22 protein-coding genes are annotated in these 18,928 nt (G+C 38.7%); 2 read left to right on the forward strand and 20 right to left on the reverse strand.

Annotated elements, in window-relative coordinates; all coding sequences use genetic code 11:
* Positions 1–111: 111 nt before the first annotated feature.
* The 17 genes from ACIQ0H_RS18310 to ACIQ0H_RS18390 form a co-directional block, all read right to left on the reverse strand.
* Positions 112–738 carry a response regulator gene (locus ACIQ0H_RS18310; protein ID WP_403417933.1) on the reverse strand — a complete coding sequence of 209 codons (627 nt, stop codon included), beginning with the start codon at positions 736–738 and terminating at the stop codon, positions 112–114.
* Positions 713–2,566, reverse strand: a complete 1,854-nt coding sequence (locus tag ACIQ0H_RS18315; RefSeq protein WP_403417936.1) for a GAF domain-containing sensor histidine kinase — start codon at positions 2,564–2,566, stop codon at positions 713–715. The genes ACIQ0H_RS18310 and ACIQ0H_RS18315 overlap by 26 nt, the downstream gene beginning before the upstream one ends.
* Positions 2,567–3,016: 450 nt before the next feature.
* A complete protein-coding gene (locus ACIQ0H_RS18320; protein ID WP_403417939.1) occupies positions 3,017–3,277 on the reverse strand; it encodes a thermonuclease family protein in 261 nt (86 codons plus the stop codon).
* Between the two features lie 52 nt (positions 3,278–3,329).
* A complete protein-coding gene (locus ACIQ0H_RS18325; RefSeq protein WP_403417942.1) occupies positions 3,330–4,088 on the reverse strand; it encodes a polysaccharide deacetylase family protein in 759 nt (252 codons plus the stop codon).
* A gap of 75 nt (positions 4,089–4,163) precedes the next feature.
* Positions 4,164–4,868, reverse strand: coding sequence for an N-acetylmuramoyl-L-alanine amidase family protein (locus tag ACIQ0H_RS18330; protein WP_403417944.1), 705 nt, complete (start codon positions 4,866–4,868; stop codon positions 4,164–4,166).
* Positions 4,869–5,096: 228 nt separating this feature from the next.
* Complete coding sequence (locus ACIQ0H_RS18335) at positions 5,097–5,579, reverse strand: hypothetical protein (RefSeq protein ID WP_403417946.1); 483 nt, start codon at positions 5,577–5,579, stop codon at positions 5,097–5,099.
* A gap of 319 nt (positions 5,580–5,898) precedes the next feature.
* Complete coding sequence (locus tag ACIQ0H_RS18340) at positions 5,899–7,737, reverse strand: sensor histidine kinase (protein ID WP_403417949.1); 1,839 nt, start codon at positions 7,735–7,737, stop codon at positions 5,899–5,901.
* Complete coding sequence (locus ACIQ0H_RS18345) at positions 7,734–8,414, reverse strand: response regulator transcription factor (RefSeq protein WP_403417952.1); 681 nt, start codon at positions 8,412–8,414, stop codon at positions 7,734–7,736. The genes ACIQ0H_RS18340 and ACIQ0H_RS18345 overlap by 4 nt, the downstream gene beginning before the upstream one ends.
* 331 nt (positions 8,415–8,745) lie before the next feature.
* Entirely contained in the window at positions 8,746–9,336 is a 591-nt protein-coding gene (locus tag ACIQ0H_RS18350) for a thermonuclease family protein (protein ID WP_403417955.1), read from the reverse strand.
* A 67-nt stretch (positions 9,337–9,403) separates the two neighbouring features.
* Positions 9,404–9,757 (reverse strand): fluoride efflux transporter CrcB, encoded by a 354-nt coding sequence (gene crcB, locus ACIQ0H_RS18355; protein ID WP_403417958.1) that lies wholly within the window; start codon positions 9,755–9,757, stop codon positions 9,404–9,406.
* Positions 9,754–10,131, reverse strand: coding sequence for a fluoride efflux transporter CrcB (gene crcB, locus ACIQ0H_RS18360; protein WP_403417961.1), 378 nt, complete (start codon positions 10,129–10,131; stop codon positions 9,754–9,756). The genes crcB (ACIQ0H_RS18355) and crcB (ACIQ0H_RS18360) overlap by 4 nt, the downstream gene beginning before the upstream one ends.
* On the reverse strand, positions 10,128–12,284 hold the full coding sequence (locus ACIQ0H_RS18365; RefSeq protein WP_403417964.1) for an ATP-dependent helicase: 2,157 nt from the start codon (positions 12,282–12,284) through the stop codon (positions 10,128–10,130). Before ACIQ0H_RS18365 ends, crcB (ACIQ0H_RS18360) begins: the two co-directional genes overlap by 4 nt.
* A gap of 180 nt (positions 12,285–12,464) precedes the next feature.
* Entirely contained in the window at positions 12,465–13,010 is a 546-nt protein-coding gene (locus ACIQ0H_RS18370; protein ID WP_403417966.1) for a GNAT family N-acetyltransferase, read from the reverse strand.
* On the reverse strand, positions 12,992–13,585 hold the full coding sequence (locus ACIQ0H_RS18375; protein ID WP_403417968.1) for a nucleoside/nucleotide kinase family protein: 594 nt from the start codon (positions 13,583–13,585) through the stop codon (positions 12,992–12,994). The genes ACIQ0H_RS18370 and ACIQ0H_RS18375 overlap by 19 nt, the downstream gene beginning before the upstream one ends.
* The gene (lepB, locus tag ACIQ0H_RS18380) at positions 13,585–14,112 is read right to left on the reverse strand and encodes a signal peptidase I (protein WP_403417971.1); all 528 of its coding nucleotides are present in this window, start codon (positions 14,110–14,112) and stop codon (positions 13,585–13,587) included. Before lepB ends, ACIQ0H_RS18375 begins: the two co-directional genes overlap by 1 nt.
* Before the next feature lie 144 nt (positions 14,113–14,256).
* Complete coding sequence (locus ACIQ0H_RS18385; protein ID WP_403418053.1) at positions 14,257–14,850, reverse strand: histidine phosphatase family protein; 594 nt, start codon at positions 14,848–14,850, stop codon at positions 14,257–14,259.
* 84 nt (positions 14,851–14,934) lie between these two features.
* Positions 14,935–15,720 carry an alpha/beta hydrolase gene (locus ACIQ0H_RS18390; protein ID WP_403417974.1) on the reverse strand — a complete coding sequence of 262 codons (786 nt, stop codon included), beginning with the start codon at positions 15,718–15,720 and terminating at the stop codon, positions 14,935–14,937.
* An 84-nt stretch (positions 15,721–15,804) separates the two neighbouring features.
* Here ACIQ0H_RS18390 and ACIQ0H_RS18395 point away from each other — a divergent pair, with 84 nt between their 5' ends.
* Complete coding sequence (locus ACIQ0H_RS18395; RefSeq protein WP_403417975.1) at positions 15,805–16,317, forward strand: gamma carbonic anhydrase; 513 nt, start codon at positions 15,805–15,807, stop codon at positions 16,315–16,317.
* A 129-nt stretch (positions 16,318–16,446) separates the two neighbouring features.
* Complete coding sequence (locus tag ACIQ0H_RS18400; RefSeq protein ID WP_403418055.1) at positions 16,447–17,076, forward strand: class I SAM-dependent methyltransferase; 630 nt, start codon at positions 16,447–16,449, stop codon at positions 17,074–17,076.
* Between the two features lie 90 nt (positions 17,077–17,166).
* Here ACIQ0H_RS18400 and ACIQ0H_RS18405 read toward each other — a convergent pair whose 3' ends face one another.
* The 3 genes from ACIQ0H_RS18405 to ACIQ0H_RS18415 form a co-directional block, all read right to left on the reverse strand.
* On the reverse strand, positions 17,167–17,331 hold the full coding sequence (locus tag ACIQ0H_RS18405; RefSeq protein WP_403417978.1) for a hypothetical protein: 165 nt from the start codon (positions 17,329–17,331) through the stop codon (positions 17,167–17,169).
* Positions 17,332–17,432: 101 nt separating this feature from the next.
* Positions 17,433–18,017 (reverse strand): hypothetical protein, encoded by a 585-nt coding sequence (locus tag ACIQ0H_RS18410; RefSeq protein WP_403417981.1) that lies wholly within the window; start codon positions 18,015–18,017, stop codon positions 17,433–17,435.
* A 107-nt stretch (positions 18,018–18,124) separates the two neighbouring features.
* Complete coding sequence (locus ACIQ0H_RS18415) at positions 18,125–18,679, reverse strand: hypothetical protein (RefSeq protein ID WP_403417984.1); 555 nt, start codon at positions 18,677–18,679, stop codon at positions 18,125–18,127.
* Positions 18,680–18,928: the final 249 nt, after the last annotated feature.

An 18,928-nucleotide genomic window follows, 5' to 3' on the forward strand; every position in this document is an offset into this window, starting at 1 on the left:
TTCGTCGAAGTTTATTGTTTGTCTCATTTACAATAAACTGGAACAAGCGGGCCAACATATTTTTCTTATTCGACGATATTTAGCTGTGTTGCCGCGTAACATAGCCTAAATTTAAGAAAAGGGGACCAGCTGATTCCGAACGGCATAAATGACTGCTTGTGTACGACTTTTCACATTCAGCTTTTTGAAAATTTTATTGACGTGTATTTTTACAGTATTGTCACTGATAAATAAGGCTTCAGCAATTTCATTATTACTAAGACCTTTAACCAATTCCAATAGAACTTCTTTTTCGCGATCCGACAGTATCGTTTCCGTTGGTTCTTGATGATAGGTGACTAGCTTTTTCGTCATACGAGGATGAATCACAGAATCTCCTTGTGCAATCATTCGAATGGCCGCCACTACCTGTTCAGATGATGAATCTTTTAACAAATAGCCATCTGCCCCCGCTCGAAGTGCTTCTATCAAGTATTCATCATGTTCAAACATCGTTAACATGAGTACTCGACAGTTCGGGTACTGGCTTTTCACCAGTGCTGTGACCTCAATGCCATTTTTACCTGGTAGATTGATATCCATCAAAATACAATTCGGTTTGAACTCCTTTACTTTCTCCAACACTTCATCCCCAGAAACAGCCTCCCCTACAACTTTGATGTCAGTTTCAGGTTCCAATATACTCCGAATTCCATCACGCAAGACTGTATGATCATCTACTAATAATATTTGAATCATAATATTCCTCCCCTGTTTCTGAATCTGGAATTAACAATGTAATGACTGTCCCTTTCCCTACGGAACTATCAATCTGTAGGGTTGCACCTAGCTGTTCAGCCTGCTCATTCATATGCAGGATGCCATAATGGGGCTCATGCTTCGTTTTGATCATCGATTCAAACAAGGAAAAGCCAATTCCGTTGTCCTTCACCTTTAACAGCACGTGTTCACGTTGGTAACTTAAAAGAACGTCGACCTTATCTGCTTTCGCATGTTTTGTAATATTCTGTAAGGTTTCCTGTACAGTATCGAAAATAGCTCTTTCTATTGAAATATTGAGTGTTCGAGAACGACCTTTTTCATGATAGGTAATATCCAGATCATATTCTTGTTTAACAGTTTGAACTTTATCTGCAATAGCTTGTTTTAGCCCTAACCTTTGGGTAGGATACGGTTTTAAAGCATAAATAGAATATCGAACATCCCCAAGACTTTCCCTTAATTTTTTTATACTTTTGTCTACCACTTGATTCAAGTTTCCTGATGGATTGGCGGACTGCTTCTGGGCTGATTCCATTTGAAATATGACCCCTGCTAATACTTGTGCGATTCCGTCGTGTATTTCACGCGCAAGTCGATTTCTCTCTTCTAGAATGATTCGTTTTTCCTGTTCGAAGATGAGAGACTGTGTTTTGAGTAAACCGCCCAATTGATTGGAAAACGTAGCTAATGACTGGATATCTTCAGGAATAAAACTCGCCGCCCTGCTTTTCCCTGCAACAAACATGCCAACCAACTCATGATTGACGATCAGGGGTAAGTAAACGAGTGAGCGTATAACATTTTCAAATACTTCATCCCCCGGAGCCATCCCCGTTTTCCAATCAGGGATCACAAAGTTTTTGGATATACTTTCAAAATCCGGTTGTGCCCCAGACGCACTTGGGCAATTGGGATATACCGCCCCATCCTTCAGCAGAAGGCTCCAATCCCCCTCATCATTTGTCCATAAAGCATATGCCTGAATGCCTAAGAATCCATTGAGTGTTTGTTTCATCTGCTGTAAGTTTCCAGCAGACAATCCCTGGCTAAACTCCGTTGTAATGGAAAAAAGTTCATATAATCGCTCTTTTTCAATCCGGATTTGCCGAGAAAAAGAACTCAAAATACAAATGGCTACCAGCGGAAAAAAGAAGAACAAAGTGGCAATTCCACCCATTTTACCATCATATTGATGTTCTAAAAGATAGATAAGCGCGGCATAGAGCAAACAAAAACTTGTACTGAAAAATGCGATCATATTTTTCATATGCCACTGTTCAAGTGGATAGGGCTGTGGTAGAAGCACCATTAATAGATCGAAAAAAAGTGCGTTGAACAAGCAAAAAAATACACTGAATACAAACAAACTTATTAATCCCTCATATAAAAATGGCAGATTCATCCCAAACATAAACAGCGTTTTATTGGCAAACCAATCAGCCAAAACAAGACAAATGGCAAACTGGCCAGCATTAAAAAGTGTCCTTTGCATGGCCAAACGGCGAAGGGAATGAGTAATTACCATTGCACATACACAAGCAATAACCGCTAGATGTATACCGAACTCCCAAATAATTGGATATACAAGTGTAAGGCTAAGCGTAATCCCTCCCCTACTAATACGGATAGGAAAATACTCAACAACCCCCATAAATAGAGCTAATAGCACGAAGACTAGGGGGATTGAAGGTACTTCGCTCATAACTAAAGAGGCGATAAAAGCAAGCAAACCAAGAAAACAAATAGAATATATATAAAAACTGGATACGCGTTCCCTCATCGAAATAGATTTACTATTTTTCAAATGGCACCTTCCTTACTCTTCAAGAATCAATGATCAGACGATTATTGTCTGGCAAAATAGAACATGTACCACTAACTAATCACCCGCTGCACACTAACCTAAAAAGGTAAGTTGCAATAGTAGGGTTGCATCAACTTCATAACCTGCTACATAAGGTTTTACAAGAATAAAAAAAGGAGTAACTATCAAAAGTCGTAATAAGCAAGTAATTAAATACAAACTTTTCTGACTAGATGTGGGACTCCCTTTGTCCATTATACGACACCAATCGCTATTTTACATGTTAGTTTCATAATCTTTAGAACATTATACGCGTAATAATTTTTTTACGCATTGATATCTAGCCAATTCTCGTTAGGATTCGTCACTTACAAACCGTGTTTGACGAACTAGCAAATGGAGATAAATTAAAAATCGCCACAACCTAAAAGGCCGCGGCAATTCCATTTTCTATTTCTCTTCCGGATACGTCTTACTATCAAATCCGCGCTCTGTTACATAGTCATCCAACGTCCAAATGCCAATGCCCGCTTTTTTCGCCTTCTCTTGTGCTTTTTCAAACACATCGAGATGGCGCGTATTTGGTGGGTACACATAACCTACACGTGCCAGTCCTTCCTCTAACAACTTCACTTGAACACTCACACCATCCACGTAAATGTATACTTGTAATCTACCGTATTTATCAAACCGTTCGCCAATTACAAACACAATTTCAAGTTTGCCACCCCTGAACTTCTGGTCTCGGGGGGGGAGTAACCGCTTATTTTAAATCTGAAAATTTAACGAAGGTATAGCCTTCACTTTGTAAGTAAGCTAGAACTGCATCAAGTCCGTCTGCTGTTGATTGATGGATATCATGCATAAGGATGGTGCTGCCGTCTTTCGTCGTACTTTTCACGTTAGTAAGAAGCTGGTTTGGATCACGGTGTTGCCAGTCAAGTGTATCAACGTCCCATAGAATGACAGGTAAGTTTGTTTGACCGCGAACAGTATCGTTAACTGCACCATAAGGAGGTCTGAACACAGTTGCTTTCTGGCCAGTAATGGTTTCAATAATAGCAGATGTCGCATTGATTTCACTCTGTATCTTTTCTGCGCTCGCTTTTGTCAAATTTGGATGGGTCCAAGAATGATTCCCAAGCTCATGGCCAGCTTCCTGCACTTTTTTTGCGATTTCCGGATAGTATTCGACCCGATTACCGAGCATGAAAAATGTTGCTTTTGCATCGTATTTAGCCAACGTTGCAAGAACTTGCATAGTCACTATAGGGTCGGGTCCATCATCGAATGTGAGAGCGACTCGCTTAATGTCTTCGCCTTGATTGGCAGAGGACTCTATTTCTTGAGGTGGTGTGGGTGTTTCTTCCTCCTCTGTCTCAACTACAACCGTGGGTGAAGCAGCCTCGTTTGTAGTTGAGAATGAAGTTAAATAAATGACTGATACAGTTAGTGCGATGAAAGCGATTGAATATGTAACATCCCTCCAGGAGGAACGCCGTTTTCGGTGCGTTTTAGTCATGCTAAAGACTCCTTTACTGTTTTGAGAAAGTTAGATGGGTGGATATCGTTTATGCAAAAATAGTAGGAATTAATATTATTTAGACAGATACTCAATTACGCCCTCCACTATTGCTATAGATGCCTTTGTTTGAAATGCTTGTGAAATTATTCGCTTTTCATCCTCTTTATTTGAGATAAATCCAAGTTCGAGTAAAATAGATGGTTGTGTATTTTCTCTAAGTACAAAATAATCACCAAGTTTTACACCTCTATCTCTAGTTCCCATATCTTGATTAAATAAATAGCTATGGATTAATGTAGCTAAACGCAAATCTTCTTCCTTATTGTAATAGGTTGTAATTCCTTCCACATCGTTTGAAGTAAAAGCATCAAAATGAATACTTATAAAGAGATCGGCATTTTCCTTATTTGCAAGCTCCACTCGATTTCCCAAGGTCACAGAATCATCCTGATCACGTGTCAGAATCACTGTAGCGTCACTCTTTTTTGCAAATTCTCGTTGAATCTCCTTTGCCATTTTAAGCGTTACATCTTTTTCTAGGGTCCCTCTTTGTCCACTAGACCCGTCATCTTTTCCACCATGTCCAGCGTCAATAATAATTGTTTTCCCTTTTAACACCTTTTCTGTTGTTAATCCTTTTATGTCTTTGTGTATCCCCTCCGCGTATGCTGTCTTTCCTTCAACTTTTATGAATTTACTATCGTTCATTTTAATTAATAAAAAAGTTGAAACAGTAAAAACTACAACTAACAAAAGGTACAATTTCTTTTTTTTCATTATTGATTTCTCCTCACTATCAAACTCAAACTCGCTTACATTAGTTATATTAAACGACTTAAATAAAGACGAAATGATAGTGGGATAAAGATAATATAAAGATATTTTAGTTTGTTAAATTCAGCCTCTATAAAATAGACAAAACAAAAAGAGGCCCTCTTATGTGGCCTCTCAAATAGATGCTCTTTTAGATTTTCTTATTAGTTCCAAGGTATTTCAGTTTTGTGCTCAATTATTTTTGTGCTCAATTACTGACAATGTTTTCACTTCAATATCTTTTGAATGTCCTTCTCCAGATTCTCCATCTGCAATCTGCACCTCAATCTGTGCTTTCGCAATGACCTCAATCACTTGTTGTGTAGAAACATTCTTAGACGATGCAATTTCATCAACCGATTTACCAGTTGCTAATTCTTGTTTTAATTCTGTTGCATTCATATTTAATAAAGAAAATAGATCTTTATTATTTAAAAATTCATTAGCAAAGTAATCAGGCTGACCACTCGTTGTGAAAAAAGCCTCATCAGTAACATTAAATTGAGTTGGTAGTTCTTTACTTTCTTGTGTTGTAGTTTCATTCGTTTGTTTGTTAACTATTTGTACAGGTTTTACTGACTCGTCTATCTGAATTTGTTTAGCATAGGCATTTCCACCTCCTACTAATAATACTGTTGAAATACTAAGTGCAGTGATTAAATTCCTTTTACCCATCTTAATCCCTCATTTCATTTTTTTTCTTACAAAACCAAATATAATCGAACAATGTAAAGATGAAATGAAGATTATATAAATTTGAAATCATTTTTTTGTTTTTTTAAAAATACTTTACCAAGCTTGAAAACTGATATTAAGTGAAATCGTGTAGTAAAACTGTAACTAAAAGACCGATTAAACTAGGCATATCACCTGAAAAGTCTAAGGTGATAAACTTTTAATATAATCTGAATTGCTCGGGTACAAGATTAAGGTTGGAATAAAATATAAAACATTTGAGAGGCCATCTTAACTGGCCTCTCAAATGTTTATCCTTTTAGATTTTTTTATTTATATAAAAGAAAAATAATACCCCATCCTCCGTATTACTGACTCCATATTCCATCCCATGAAGCTCTAAAATATTTTTAGAAATTGCAAGCCCTAAACCTGTTCCCCCTTCTGAACGGTGTCGAGACATATCTCCTCGGTAAAAACGATCCCATATTTTATCAATTTGATCACTTGAGATAGAGGTACCTTTATTCTCAATACATATTTTCACCTGTTTATCTTCCTCAATTGTCGTGATAAAAATAGCTTCCTTTTCCGGAGTATAACGTATGGCATTTATAACAAAGTTTGTAATCACTTGTTTAATACGCTGCTGATTAGCAATCACTTCAACATTAGAGAGTTCCATGTAAACTTGAAGTTGTTTTTTGGTTATCTCCATTAATAATCCTTCATAGATTTGTTTAATAGCCTCATCTATATAAAACGTTTCCATTTTCATTTTGTAGGTGCCTGATTCAAATTTCGCCAATTCGAGCATATCAACAATCATATGATCCATTTTGTCGACTTCTTTATCCAATGCTTCAAAATAATAATCCTTCTTATGACTGGCAACCCCATCATTTAGTATTGAAATACAGCTTTTCATAATACTAAGCGGTGTTTTTAGCTCATGTGAAACCCCTGAAATAAATTCTTTTCTTGTATATTCTAGTTGCTTTTCTTTCTCGATGTCTTTGTTTAATTGTTCAATGTGTGCATGAAGCGTATTAGAAAGAAGGTTTATATTTTTCGATAAATCGCCGATTTCATCGTTGGAATGATATTCAATTCGTTCCGTAAAGTCTAAGTTTGCAATCTTTTTTGTTGTGTTATTTATTTTCAATAATGGTCTGGCAATCTTAATTGAAAAATAAAAAGAGGCTAGCAGTGTGAGCAATAAAACAAATACAATTATATATACATAATAGTCCTTTACCATTTGCACAGCTTCGTCCACTGGTTGGAGTGACGCCATTGCAAAGATATAGTTTGTTTCGCCATTTCGATCTGTTATCGTATCAATAAAAATCTTATACTTAATATCATTTTGCTGAAAGTCGAGTGTTTTGATCGTTCCAGGCTTTTCATCATTACGATTGAATAATAAGTTCGTCTGAAATTCATTAATGCGATCCATGAACAAACTATTGTTATAAATAGTACTTGATACATTATTGATATCAGGTAATTGAACATTTATCACATTTCCTATTATCCGGTTTATTTGAATATCCGAATTTTTTTCTTCTAAATAATTATATTTAGCAAGATAATCCTCCAAAATTGATATTTCTTTTTGAATTTGAAAGAAATCTCTTAATTTTGACCAAGTAGGCTGATTTATCCAAACAGCCTTTTCCTGATTCTGTTTCAAATAAAATGGAACTACATTATTAGTTTTTTCAATAGTATAAAGCTCTACAATATCACCTATCGAAAGTGTAGGCTCATTTTTCAGAGCATCTTCTACTTTGACTAAGTGATAAAGTGGAATGGTAATGGTTTGATCGGTTAAGGGCATTAACGTACTTTCTATACTAAGTTCTACGTAAAAGTCATTCGCTGTTTTTATAGCCCCATTGTGATCTAATAGTGTTATCCATGCATTATGATTCCGATAAAACTCTTGCTCTAATTGTTGAGTGACTTGAATGTTGCCATCACTTTCTTCATACTTTTTTATAAAGGATTGAATATTTGTTGTCAGGTCATCTACCTTACGATTCGCATAATATTGCTTAAAGAAGATTGTTTGACCAATATATATTGTGCCTGTAATTAACAAACATAAAGCAGTGGTTAGGAGAAATAACTTGAAGACAATCCGACTTTTCATAGGCTTTTCTCGAATTTATAACCTGTGCGTATAATCGTTGTAATCAGTTTAGACTTACGGCCTAATTTCGTGCGTAAATTACGCATATGTGTATTAATTGTTCGATCGTCACCGTTGTATTCATAACCCCAAATCTTTACTAATAGTTGTTCTCTTGTTATAACAATACCTTGATTTTGCATTAAGTACGTTAAGATCTCAAATTCGGTATGCGTCAAATTGATATTCTCTCCATCAACCGTCACTGTTCGTGAGGTAAAGTCTACAAAAACCCCATTTGTTGTTAATGTATCTTTTGCTGACTCATTCAATTGATACCGATTTTTCAGAAGGCGTTTTACTCTAGCTAATAAAACGAGAGGACTGTATGGTTTCGCAACATAATCGTCTGCGCCTAATTCAAACCCCAGTAACGTATCGTCCTCATCCACTCGGGCCGTAAGCATGATGATTGGGACGGTTGAGTCCTTACGAATTCTTCGGCAAACAGACCATCCATCGACTTTCGGCAACATAATATCAAGAATGATTAAATGAAACGCATGTTCACTGAATAAAGATAATGCCTGTTCTCCATCGATTGCTTCAAAAACTTCATAGCCTTCGTTTAATAAGTAATCTTTAATAATTTCGCGCAAAATGGCTTCATCTTCCACTATTAATATTTTTGGTTGCATGATCTTTATCCCTCACCCTCTTTAGAAGCTTTACCCTTTTTTTATCTTACCCAATCAGACGTTTCATTTACTAACTCGGTTTTCGCAATTTTTTCGTGTTCCTTTACTTCAGGATATGAATCCCTTACAAACGTCACACCCCTACTATCTTCTTCATGTAGAATAATCTTTATAGATGAAGATAGGATGATGATGAAATAAAGATGAAGTAAAGATTGCATGATAAAAGTGAAGTATTTATAGATACCGCAAAAAATCGAATAGGCACATGAATAAGTTCATGTGCCTTCCACGGACCCTTACAAGCGGCTCCTCCATATTGATCGCTCTTCTATTTCCCCTCCGGATACGTCTTACTATCAAACCCACGCTCTGTTACATAGTCTTCCAACGTCCAAATGCCAATGCCCGCTGTCTTCGCCTTCTCTTGTGCTTTTTCAAATGCATCAAGATGGCGCGTATTTGGTGGGTACACATAGCCTACCCGTGCCAATCCTTCCTCCAACAACTTCTCTTGAACACTCACGCCATCAATATAAATATAGGCTAGTAATCGACCATATTTATCAACTCGTTCTCCGATATCAAATTCGATTTCGAGTTTTCCACTATTCATCAGCTCTGTATTACGTTCTTTCGCTTTCTGACCAAAAGGCTGTTTGCCAAGCTGCGGATGATTCGTTTCAGGCGTGTCAATGAGCAAGTAACGAACATTTTGTTCCTTGCCCTCGTACTTAATTCTAATCGTATCCCCGTCAATCGTCTTGACCAGCTCCACTGGTATTAAATCGGACTGACTAGGTGTCTCTTCCTCTTCCGCAAATAACTCTGGGAAAAAGATGGCTGCAATTGCAACGACAACAATTACTACTAGTGATTTTATGATGTTGCTTATATTATTTTTCTTTTCTCTTTTTGCCATTCTCATTCATCCTTTTTTGATTAAATCAAATCCATTTTGTAGGGGTCCATGCCATGGAGGCACCTACTTATTTAGCGATTACATACCCGAGCGCCGCCAGCATGATGCCCACGCCATAGGTCACCAACAAATAGCATACAGCATGAGCCTTTTTACCATTTCTCCACAATTCTATAAGTTCTTTATTCAACGTCGAAAATGTCGTGAGTGCGCCGGCAAATCCCAAAGCCAACAATAATGTCCAGCCCCTTGATAATTCCATACCAAAGACGAACCCAATCAATAGCGCGCCGGTGAGATTGACAGCTAATGTGCCAACAGGAATACTGGCGGAATGATTCATCTTTGTTGCAATAACATACCGGATAACAGCACCCAAAAAGCCGCCAATACCAACCATGACCAAATCCAAAAACATCATGTCCGCACCTTCTTGTCACCGAGATAAAACCCGAATGCCCCAGCAGCAAGTCCGCCAATGATACTGAAGACTATGTATGCGATAGCCATTATAACTTGTCCACTTTCCACCAATAAAACAGTCTCCATACTCAATGCTGAAAACGTGGTAAATGACCCAAGAAACCCAGTCGTGACCGCAGTTTGTAGCTGTTGATTGGCACCGAGCTTACGACAAGCTCCAGTAACGATAAAACATAATACGAACGTCCCCACTAGATTGATCAGCAGTGTTGCCATTGGAAATCCTGAATCACTATGAACAAACTGTCCTAGCAATACCCGCGCAATTGCCCCCGCCATGCCAGCCAAACCAATCCACAGGATATTTTTCATATGGACACCTTTTCAAGTAGCCGTAGGGAAAGTACCGTTTCAAGATCGAGACGCTTGTCGATTTCACCAAATTGAATATGAATTTCATTACCATCACGCACTGTAATTTCACCTTGTCCAAAGACGCGATGTTTGACGATTGTTCCGACGGTGAGGTCCTCGCGTCGTTGAATACCGTCTGGATTGAGCGGGACAGCCGCTTTCGAAACTTTTACCGATGTCTGGGCATTGCTCACTTTACTTGGTTTCAGGAGGAGACCCCGCACTTCATTTAAAAACCTGGAATCTTCTTTTGGTTTCCCTTCGTCCTGACCGTATGACAGCAACTCAAGCCGCTCTTTCGCCCGCGTCATACCCACGTAAAAGAGACGACGCGCTTCTTCTAACATCGCCGCGTCATTTTCATCTTCCTCAGAAGGAATCATCCCTTTTAACAAATCAATCATGAAAACGCGACGGAATTCGAGCCCTTTGGCACTATGTAACGTCGATAACGTGACCGCGTTTTCTGCCGGATTAAACTTGGCATTTTGAACAGCTTGTTCGAGCTCTTTCAATCGCGTCGCAAATTCCACCATCGTCCGTAGTTGGGAGGCGATTCCTTCGAGCGTATCGAGAATGCTTAGGAGATGATCGATCCGATAGCCAAACTTTTCAGCCCTACTTTTCAGCGCCGCCTCATAACCCAAATCGTTCCGAATCAGCTGGATCACGCGTCCTGGCCGCATATCTGGAATAACAGCGTAGCCTTTTTTATAATCCTTCATCTTTGCCACTTGGCTGTCCTTCAAATCAACCGTTTGAATAAAAGCATCAAAGACATTCCCTGTTGTAGCTGTATTTTCAAATTGCGTCAGCATACTCCGTGAGATAAAAAGATTCATTTTCATCACAATTTTGGCGAAGATGTCTTTCCGTTCCGTATTGAAACTAAGTCGCATAAAATTCAAGATGTCTTCCACAATCCAGTGGGAGAAAAACTTGTCATCCGCGTCTTTCATATAAAACGGGATACCACGTCGATGCAGTTCATTGACATACATGGTCGAAGAAGAATTATTGCGAAACAGAATGGCAACCTCATTCAAATTCGTTTCCCCTAGCAATTCATAGGTCACGTAATCAAGCTGACTCTTCGGATTATCCAGTTGTCGAATATAAATCGGCACCATCGCCTCATTTTCCGTATGCATGTCTTTCGGATACCGCTTCTGGTTTCGCTTAATGAAATTCGAGGTCAACTCGACAATTTCTTTTGACGAACGATAATTGCGTTCCATCATGAGCACTTGTGCATCAGGATAGACCTTCTTAAAATCCAACAGATAATCCGGTTCGGCACCACGCCATGTATAGATGGATTGGTCATCGTCAGCCACGACGCAAAGATTTCCATGATGCGCCACAAGATGTTCCACAATCTTATGCTGAACAAGTGACGTATCCTGGCTTTCGTCGGTCAATAAATAATCATAGAGATTACGGAAACGTTCACTCAGCTGCTCATCATCTCTCAACGCCTGTTCTGCAATCGTTAGCATATCGTCAAAATCGAGCAACAGATGCCCTGGTGTCCTCGACTTATATTGCTCATACTTGCGCGCCATACGTCCCGCCTTATCGACTGGACCTTTCAACGCCTCCCATTGTTCGAGGGGAACCATTCTGTTTTTTATGGAACTAATAAAAGTAGATAATGACGCCAACTCATCGTCTGTACAATCCTCTTTTAGTACTTCTTTATAAATTCCTTTCAATAAAAAGGCCTTATTAACTGGCTGCCGTCCTTTTCCCCCACCTTCAATCAAATCAAAAGTCGTACCGCTTGCCGTCAAATAGCTACGCGCAATGGTAAATGCCAAACTATGAATGGTGGAAAAATCGACCGGTTCACTATCAGGGAAAAATCGACTAAAACGCTCTGTCATATCGCGCGCAGATGCCCGGCTAAATGTAATAGCCTTAATGCGTTTCGGATCCACATGCTTTTCCTCAATTAAATAACCAATTCGCATAATCATCGTCGTTGTTTTCCCAGAACCCGGGCATGCCAATAGAAGAAGCGGCCCTTCCGTTTGCAGCACCGCCTTCTTTTGCACATCGTTTAACACTATATTTAATTGTTGCTTTTTTCGTTCAAAAAAATCTGTCATCACGCTGAAACTCCTTTTACTTGCACTGCTCTTAATTTACCATACGAATGCTCGTTTGTAGACTAATCTGGTCAAAAAGTGAGCGTGGCCTGAACCAGTTAGTGGTTATCACCGCCTTAGCAGTTCTACGCATGCCAAAAACCCCCACATGAATGTAGAGGTTCTTTATGATTTCCCTATTCAGTTAGCCTGCCATTCCTCACGTAACAGCGAAAACACCAACGCATCATGAGAGTGTCCGTTCTGAAACAGATAGCTTCGCAACTTGCCTTCTTCAAGAAATCCTTGTTTCTTCAAAAGTCCCGTAGATGCATCATTTGCAGGAAATGTAACGGCTCCGATTCGATGAAGACCCAGTTCTTCAAATGAATACCCTAAAACCGCCCGCAATGCCTCAGACGTTATCCCACTTCTCCAAAAGTCAGGATGAATTTCAAATCCAACTTCCGCCTTTTTCATGCCTAAGGCTAAGTTATTCAGGCCAATTGTACCGACAAAGCGATTGTCATTCTTACTGATAATCGCCCAACGGATACCTCTTTTTGTTTCAAAGCTAGTCTTAAAATGCTGGACGATCTTTTCAGCTTGCACCAACTCTTGAAATGGGTCCATCCCATAATATTTCACCACTTCAGGGTTCGAGAAGATTTCGAACATTGCGGGGGCATGCTCCACTTGCACTTCAGTCAAACGAAGTCGTGGCGTCGTTAACTTCGGAAATTCCAAAATACTCGCTCCTTCACTTGATGATCTACTGCATCTGCCAACGCTAACGGATTGCATTGCGCTATATACATGTCTTCTGCCGGAAAATACCGCTTGTTATACTTTCGGACAATTTCCTCGCTACTTCCAATATACGTATCCCTGTTGATAACACGCTTGAGCCTCGTCCCCCGATCCACATCAAGATAGATGACGCGATCGAAGTAGGCCCTTAATTCCGGGCGTTGTAGAAAGACTCCTTCCACAATTACAGTCGTTCCCACTGGAATTTCAATTTCCTGCATGATATAGCTGTCCATTTCTTTATCATATAATTCAATTTTTTCATGTATCGCTAAACCATTTTTCAAAGGCGCAAGCAGTTTGTCAATCAAATAATCGTATCGCCATTGCAAATAATAATAGCCATACCACTCTTCAAAGTCTTCATTATAACGAACCTTCTCCATATGAATAAAATCATCTAGATGAACGACAATTGAATGCTTGAGCTGTTGCTGCAATTGATGCGCATATGTCGTTTTCCCAGATCCACCAAGACCGTCAATGCCGAGAAGTAAAGAACGCTGATTCATCACTTCGGAATCCCAATCTCACGAAACGGATAGAATCTGAATGCTACAGAGCCAACAACTGACTTTTCATCAATGACGCCTAGTTCCCGACTATCCGTACTATGTCTTCTATTATCACCAAGGACATATAAGTATCCCTCCGGCACTTCAACTTCAAAATCTTGTGTTAATTTTTGACCTTCAAAAACCTTCTCTTTATTCGCTTGGATATAGTCTTCTTCGTATTCCTTGCCGTTAATATAAAGCTTGTCATCTTTCATGACAACGACATCTCCTGGAAGCCCTATGACTCTTTTTATGTAATCTTCCGTTGAATGAGGGGCATGGAACACAATCATGTCAAAACGATTGATTTTATGAATTTTCGATATGACAATTTTATTTTCATTTTCAAAAGTTGGCTCCATTGATTGACCCGAAACGATGACCGGTGTAAATAAAAATTGGCGAATCCCAATCGCGATGATAAATGCAATAGCAAGCGATTGTATCCACGAAATCAGTTCGCGTTTGCTTGTTTCCTTCAATTGATTTCCTCCGTCCGAATATATTTACACTATTTTATCCTATACATTGTATTCTATTCCTACTCATATGACTCCTGCTAAACTAAAAAAGTTTCCTAGAAAAATAAACCGCCCTCCATTTCCAGAAAGACGGTTTAGCTACAATTAATTTTCACGCTCTAGATGCTTTGTACAATTAAACAAACTACAAAGATTTTCATGTTCTTGAAGTTCGACAACTGTCACCGATGTATTATCAAGCTTGTTCTCGAGCTCCTCGTCAGGAACAAGTGCCCCAACCAATCGTTTGATAAACCCTCCGTGGCTGACAACCAACACCCGCTGACCAGGATGCGCTGTTTTCATATCTTCTATAAATGCCATGCCACGTGAAATAATTTCATCATTCGGTTCAACGCCAAGCTCTAGGTCCCGCCAAGACTCTCCCCATTTTTCAAGCCTTTCTACCTCGGTCGTCCCTTCGATCAAGCCCCCACCAAATTCACGTAGGCGATTGTCTTCAAGTAGTGAAACACCCGGCTTACGCTCTAGAATAATTTCTGCCGTCTTTTTCGCACGGATCAAAGGACTCGTATAAACGACATCCCATTGTTCCTCAGCAAGCCTTTTCGCAACATACTCCGCCATTGCAATGCCTTCATCATCTAATGGAATATCTGAACTCCCCTGCGCTCGTCCTTCTTTATTCCAAGCCGTTACACCGTGTCGTACAAATCCAATTGTCGTCAAATAAAACACTCCCTTAGTTCGAAAATAAAAGATTCCTTTATATCCGCTTGGTTTATCCAATATAAAAATAGAAACGCCGTGCACTGGCGTTTCTTATACGATATATCCAAGTGACCGCAACACGTTATTCATAAATGATTCCGTATAGAGATACACTTCTTCACGCTCAGGTTCTTGAAACACATCATGATAGAGGTGTTTCCATTCTTTATATTGACATTCTGAAAGGTTTTGTTGCATCAACCATTTTTTTGTCTGTGCAGAATTTGCGATTTTATCGTTCCCTGCAGTATGGACAAGTAACGGCACGTCAGGAATCGTCCCTTCATACTGGGCTACGGACTTCATAAAAGCCTGCAATTCCTTAAACCAGCTACCTGTCGCAACAGGGTTATACTGTCGATCTTGGTGCGCGTCTACATATAAATCAACGTTCCGCGTCAATAGCTCAATGCTAATGTCATGATTGACTTTCATTGAGGGCGTCAATTTTGACAGTAACCCCGAAAACTTCGCAGGTTGCTGCTTCAGTGTTAACCATGGCGAGCTAAAAATAAATCCAGCACATTCAAATTTCTTCGCTCGTATCATACGCATCACAATCGTTGCGCCCAGTCCATGTCCCATAATGAATAATGGCAAATTGTCATGCAAAGCGACTTCCACTAGTTTCTTCACATAGGTAACATATGCATCGAACCGCTCATCGTGGATCTTTTTCCCTGCTGCCCCGTGCCCTGGTAAATCACCCGTGACCACATGAAAACCGGCACTTCGAAGTTTTTGTATAAGCCATGCGTATCGACTATGGTGTTCATACGCATTATGAACGATAGCTACAACAGCTTTTGGCTGCCCTTCTGCTTCCCATTTCCACATGGATATCCACTCCTTATCGGTTCTCTTAAAACATGAAGTTTGTTAAGATAATTATACACGATATCGAGAAAAGAGGAGAACACTATGATTTATCCATTTAACGGTAAAACACCTGTGATTGATCCATCCGTTTTCATCGCAGATTATACAACCATTTCAGGCGACGTCACGATTGGTCCCGAATCGACGATTTGGTTCAATACGGTGATTCGCGGTGACGTTTCACCCGTAATTATCGGACGTAAAGTGAATATCCAAGATTTATGTTGTCTTCACCAAAGTCCACAAGTTCCACTCATTCTGGAGGACGAAGTTACAATCGGTCACAATGTTACACTACATAGTTGTACGGTCAAAAAAGGAGCGCTCATCGGGATGGGATCCATTATTTTAGACGGCGCTGAAATCGGAGAAGGGGCTTTCATCGGAGCAGGCAGTTTGGTTCCGCCAGGCAAAAAGATTCCAGCCAACTCACTCGCATTCGGTTCACCTGTTAAAGTCGTGCGCGAGCTAAACGAAGAAGATCGCAAGGACATGGAACGAATTGTGCGCGAGTATGCTGAAAAAGGGCAGTATTATAAAGGGCTCCAAAAATAACAACAGAGCCTTCTGTTAAAAACCATCTCACCTCTATAGATTTCTTGAGGTGAGATGGTTTTTATTAATTGCAGATATAAAGAGTCTGTAATATACTTATTTAAACTAAAACATAAAGGTGAGAGATATATGACGGAATTCTGGGAATCCAGTTTTATAGAAAAACAAACGATGTGGGGATTTGAACCAACAGACTCTGCAATCGTGACAAAGGACTTTTTCCTTGAAAATAATATTAAGGATATACTAATACCAGGTATTGGATATGGTAGAAACGCAAAGGTTTTTATAGACAATGGAATAAACGTAACAGGTATTGAGATTTCAAAAACAGCGATTGATTTGGCGAGACAAAACGGGCTTGATATGGGTATTTTTCATGGCTCAGTCACTGACATGCCATTTGACAATAAACGCTATGACGCTATATTTTGCCATGCACTTCTTCACTTATTGAATAAGCGTGAAAGAGATCAGTTTATTCAAGACTGCTACAATCAGTTAAAGCCCAATGGATATATGATTTTTACAACCGTTTCAAAAAAAGCTCCCATGTTTGGAAAAGGAAAAGAATTGGATACAGACTATTTCGAGGTCATGGAAGGCTTGAAAATGTTTTTTTATGATTCCGACTCCATAAAACAGGATTTCGAAAAATATGGCCTAGTAGAGTCTACAGGGATTGACGAACCCAATAAGCACATGAAAAATACACCTTCCATAAATTTCATACTTGTGAAATGTAAGAAAAAAGTATAAAAAAGAAAGCTATCGTTTTGATCTTTATTCAAAACGATAGCTTTCTATATGTAGTAAAATCAATGATTTAGAGTGATTGATGATCAAACTTCATTCTAAACTAGCAACAGCTCTTACTTTTTTATTAATAAAAAGATGACTAAACCAACTAACACAATAAAACCAACGACTCCCAATAACAATACCAATCCAATAATACCCAAAGGCATGATAGTTATCCTCCTCAAACAGACTTTTATCATTTTTAGAATTCACGAAGACATCACCTTACACACGTATGATTTTATCCACTTTAGACGACCTCTTTCATACTATTGTAGGCTAGCGATTATCAATCAGGTCATTATACGATAAACTCATTCCATAGGCGCGTCATAAACAGTATCGAAAATACCTTTATAATTCATCTTCAAGTCATCAATATTCTTTGGCTCTGTAGAAAGTGTGTTGATGACGTCTCCACTCCCCCCGAAATGGATTAGATACTTACTCGTAACAATAATAAATAAAGCTCTGGAGGCGCGATCATTTTTCCAGAGAAGTACATCTGTTGTATATAACATCAAATCATTTACTAAAACATCTTTTATGAAAGCAACTTTGCCAAAGCCCTTTTCAAAATCAACTTCTTCACTCGTGACTTTGTATTCCTTCCAATTCTTTAACCGTAAGCGATTGGATAAATTATTTGTGATATATTTATTTCTTCTATTATATTCCAGAGAAATGAACAAATCGACAGTTGGCTCATTCACTGTAAGGTAATTGATAAAGGATTGGATTCCTTTTACTCGAATTTCTCTAAAATATTCTGTTGCGAATCTAACTCGATTTTCCATCGGTGAATTAAAATACATGGAAGAACCCCACGGCTCCGTTAGTACAACTCCAGACTTAGTCATAATGGATTTTGTCGCCGATACGGTTATGGTCTTTATCATATGTACCACTCCTCGTTGATTTCGAACAGATATTTCGGGGTAACTAGGTGATCTTAGAATTCTTCAAATCAACCCCACACCTGTATTTTATCAATTATAAAATGCTTTTAAAGTTCAATTAAATCCAATGAATCACTTGTATCCATTTTCGAACTTACTATATTCAATAATTCTTTCATTCCTTCATTCACGCCCAGCAGTTGATAATTTTCTTTAATCGCAAAAATATAGGTCGTATTCTTTTCTTTTGGGGAATAACTGTAACTATATGATCTTATCCCCGACGGATTATAGTTGGATAGGATAGCCTTATGTTCATCTTTCAATTCATAAATACCTACTGAAAATCGAACCTCATTATTTGTTAAATACTCGACCAATAGGATTGGTTCTCCTTTCAATAACTTTCTTTCCGACCACTTCAAATCAATGATAGGCAACTCATAAATTTCTGCCATACTGGGAGAGAAAGAAGTCCCTGCGTTCGTTAAAGTTAAAACTTCTTCTTCTTTTGTTTTGCCATCCTTTACCACAATGGAATCAATATCCGGGATACTATTTAATGTATTACCCGTAACTTTTAAATTTCTCTCCTCAAGCCATGTGATGAACATAGCTCCACCTAGGACAATAACGATGATTAAGATGACCCATTTCCGCAAAATAAATCCCTCCCAGTATGTAGTACACGAAATGTAATCGGAATAGTTTCATTATATAGTTCTATACTGTTTTTTTGGTATTCACAAAGAAAGCATTATACGCAGGATTATCCCCACTAGCAATGCCCTTTCTGAATAAAGCCATAAGAATGGACAACTCGTTGCGAATAAGTTTACTTAAAGGTTAGCGTCAAAAAAGTACAAATTTACAGCATTAAGGATTTTGAAAGAGAAAAAAGCCTAACTCCT

Source organism: Sporosarcina sp. NPDC096371 (genome assembly GCF_044762865.1).
Taxonomy (GTDB): domain Bacteria; phylum Bacillota; class Bacilli; order Bacillales_A; family Planococcaceae; genus Sporosarcina.

What these genes read in the sequence shown, in the direction of transcription:
- crcB (WP_403417958.1), bottom strand. Translation starts at nt 9,757, where the DNA reads ATGATGTTTTTGGATTTGGTCATGGTTGGTATTGGCGGCTTTTTGGGT.
- ACIQ0H_RS18350 (WP_403417955.1), bottom strand. Translation starts at nt 9,336, where the DNA reads ATGGCAAAAAGAGAAAAGAAAAATAATATAAGCAACATCATAAAATCA.
- ACIQ0H_RS18335 (WP_403417946.1), bottom strand. Translation starts at nt 5,579, where the DNA reads ATGGGTAAAAGGAATTTAATCACTGCACTTAGTATTTCAACAGTATTA.
- ACIQ0H_RS18365 (WP_403417964.1), bottom strand. Translation starts at nt 12,284, where the DNA reads ATGACAGATTTTTTTGAACGAAAAAAGCAACAATTAAATATAGTGTTA.
- ACIQ0H_RS18325 (WP_403417942.1), bottom strand. Translation starts at nt 4,088, where the DNA reads ATGACTAAAACGCACCGAAAACGGCGTTCCTCCTGGAGGGATGTTACA.
- ACIQ0H_RS18340 (WP_403417949.1), bottom strand. Translation starts at nt 7,737, where the DNA reads ATGAAAAGTCGGATTGTCTTCAAGTTATTTCTCCTAACCACTGCTTTA.
- ACIQ0H_RS18345 (WP_403417952.1), bottom strand. Translation starts at nt 8,414, where the DNA reads ATGCAACCAAAAATATTAATAGTGGAAGATGAAGCCATTTTGCGCGAA.
- ACIQ0H_RS18310 (WP_403417933.1), bottom strand. Translation starts at nt 738, where the DNA reads ATGATTCAAATATTATTAGTAGATGATCATACAGTCTTGCGTGATGGA.
- ACIQ0H_RS18410 (WP_403417981.1), bottom strand. Translation starts at nt 18,017, where the DNA reads ATGATAAAGACCATAACCGTATCGGCGACAAAATCCATTATGACTAAG.
- ACIQ0H_RS18400 (WP_403418055.1), top strand. Translation starts at nt 16,447, where the DNA reads ATGACGGAATTCTGGGAATCCAGTTTTATAGAAAAACAAACGATGTGG.
- ACIQ0H_RS18330 (WP_403417944.1), bottom strand. Translation starts at nt 4,868, where the DNA reads ATGAAAAAAAAGAAATTGTACCTTTTGTTAGTTGTAGTTTTTACTGTT.
- ACIQ0H_RS18375 (WP_403417968.1), bottom strand. Translation starts at nt 13,585, where the DNA reads ATGAATCAGCGTTCTTTACTTCTCGGCATTGACGGTCTTGGTGGATCT.
- ACIQ0H_RS18395 (WP_403417975.1), top strand. Translation starts at nt 15,805, where the DNA reads ATGATTTATCCATTTAACGGTAAAACACCTGTGATTGATCCATCCGTT.
- crcB (WP_403417961.1), bottom strand. Translation starts at nt 10,131, where the DNA reads ATGAAAAATATCCTGTGGATTGGTTTGGCTGGCATGGCGGGGGCAATT.
- ACIQ0H_RS18390 (WP_403417974.1), bottom strand. Translation starts at nt 15,720, where the DNA reads ATGTGGAAATGGGAAGCAGAAGGGCAGCCAAAAGCTGTTGTAGCTATC.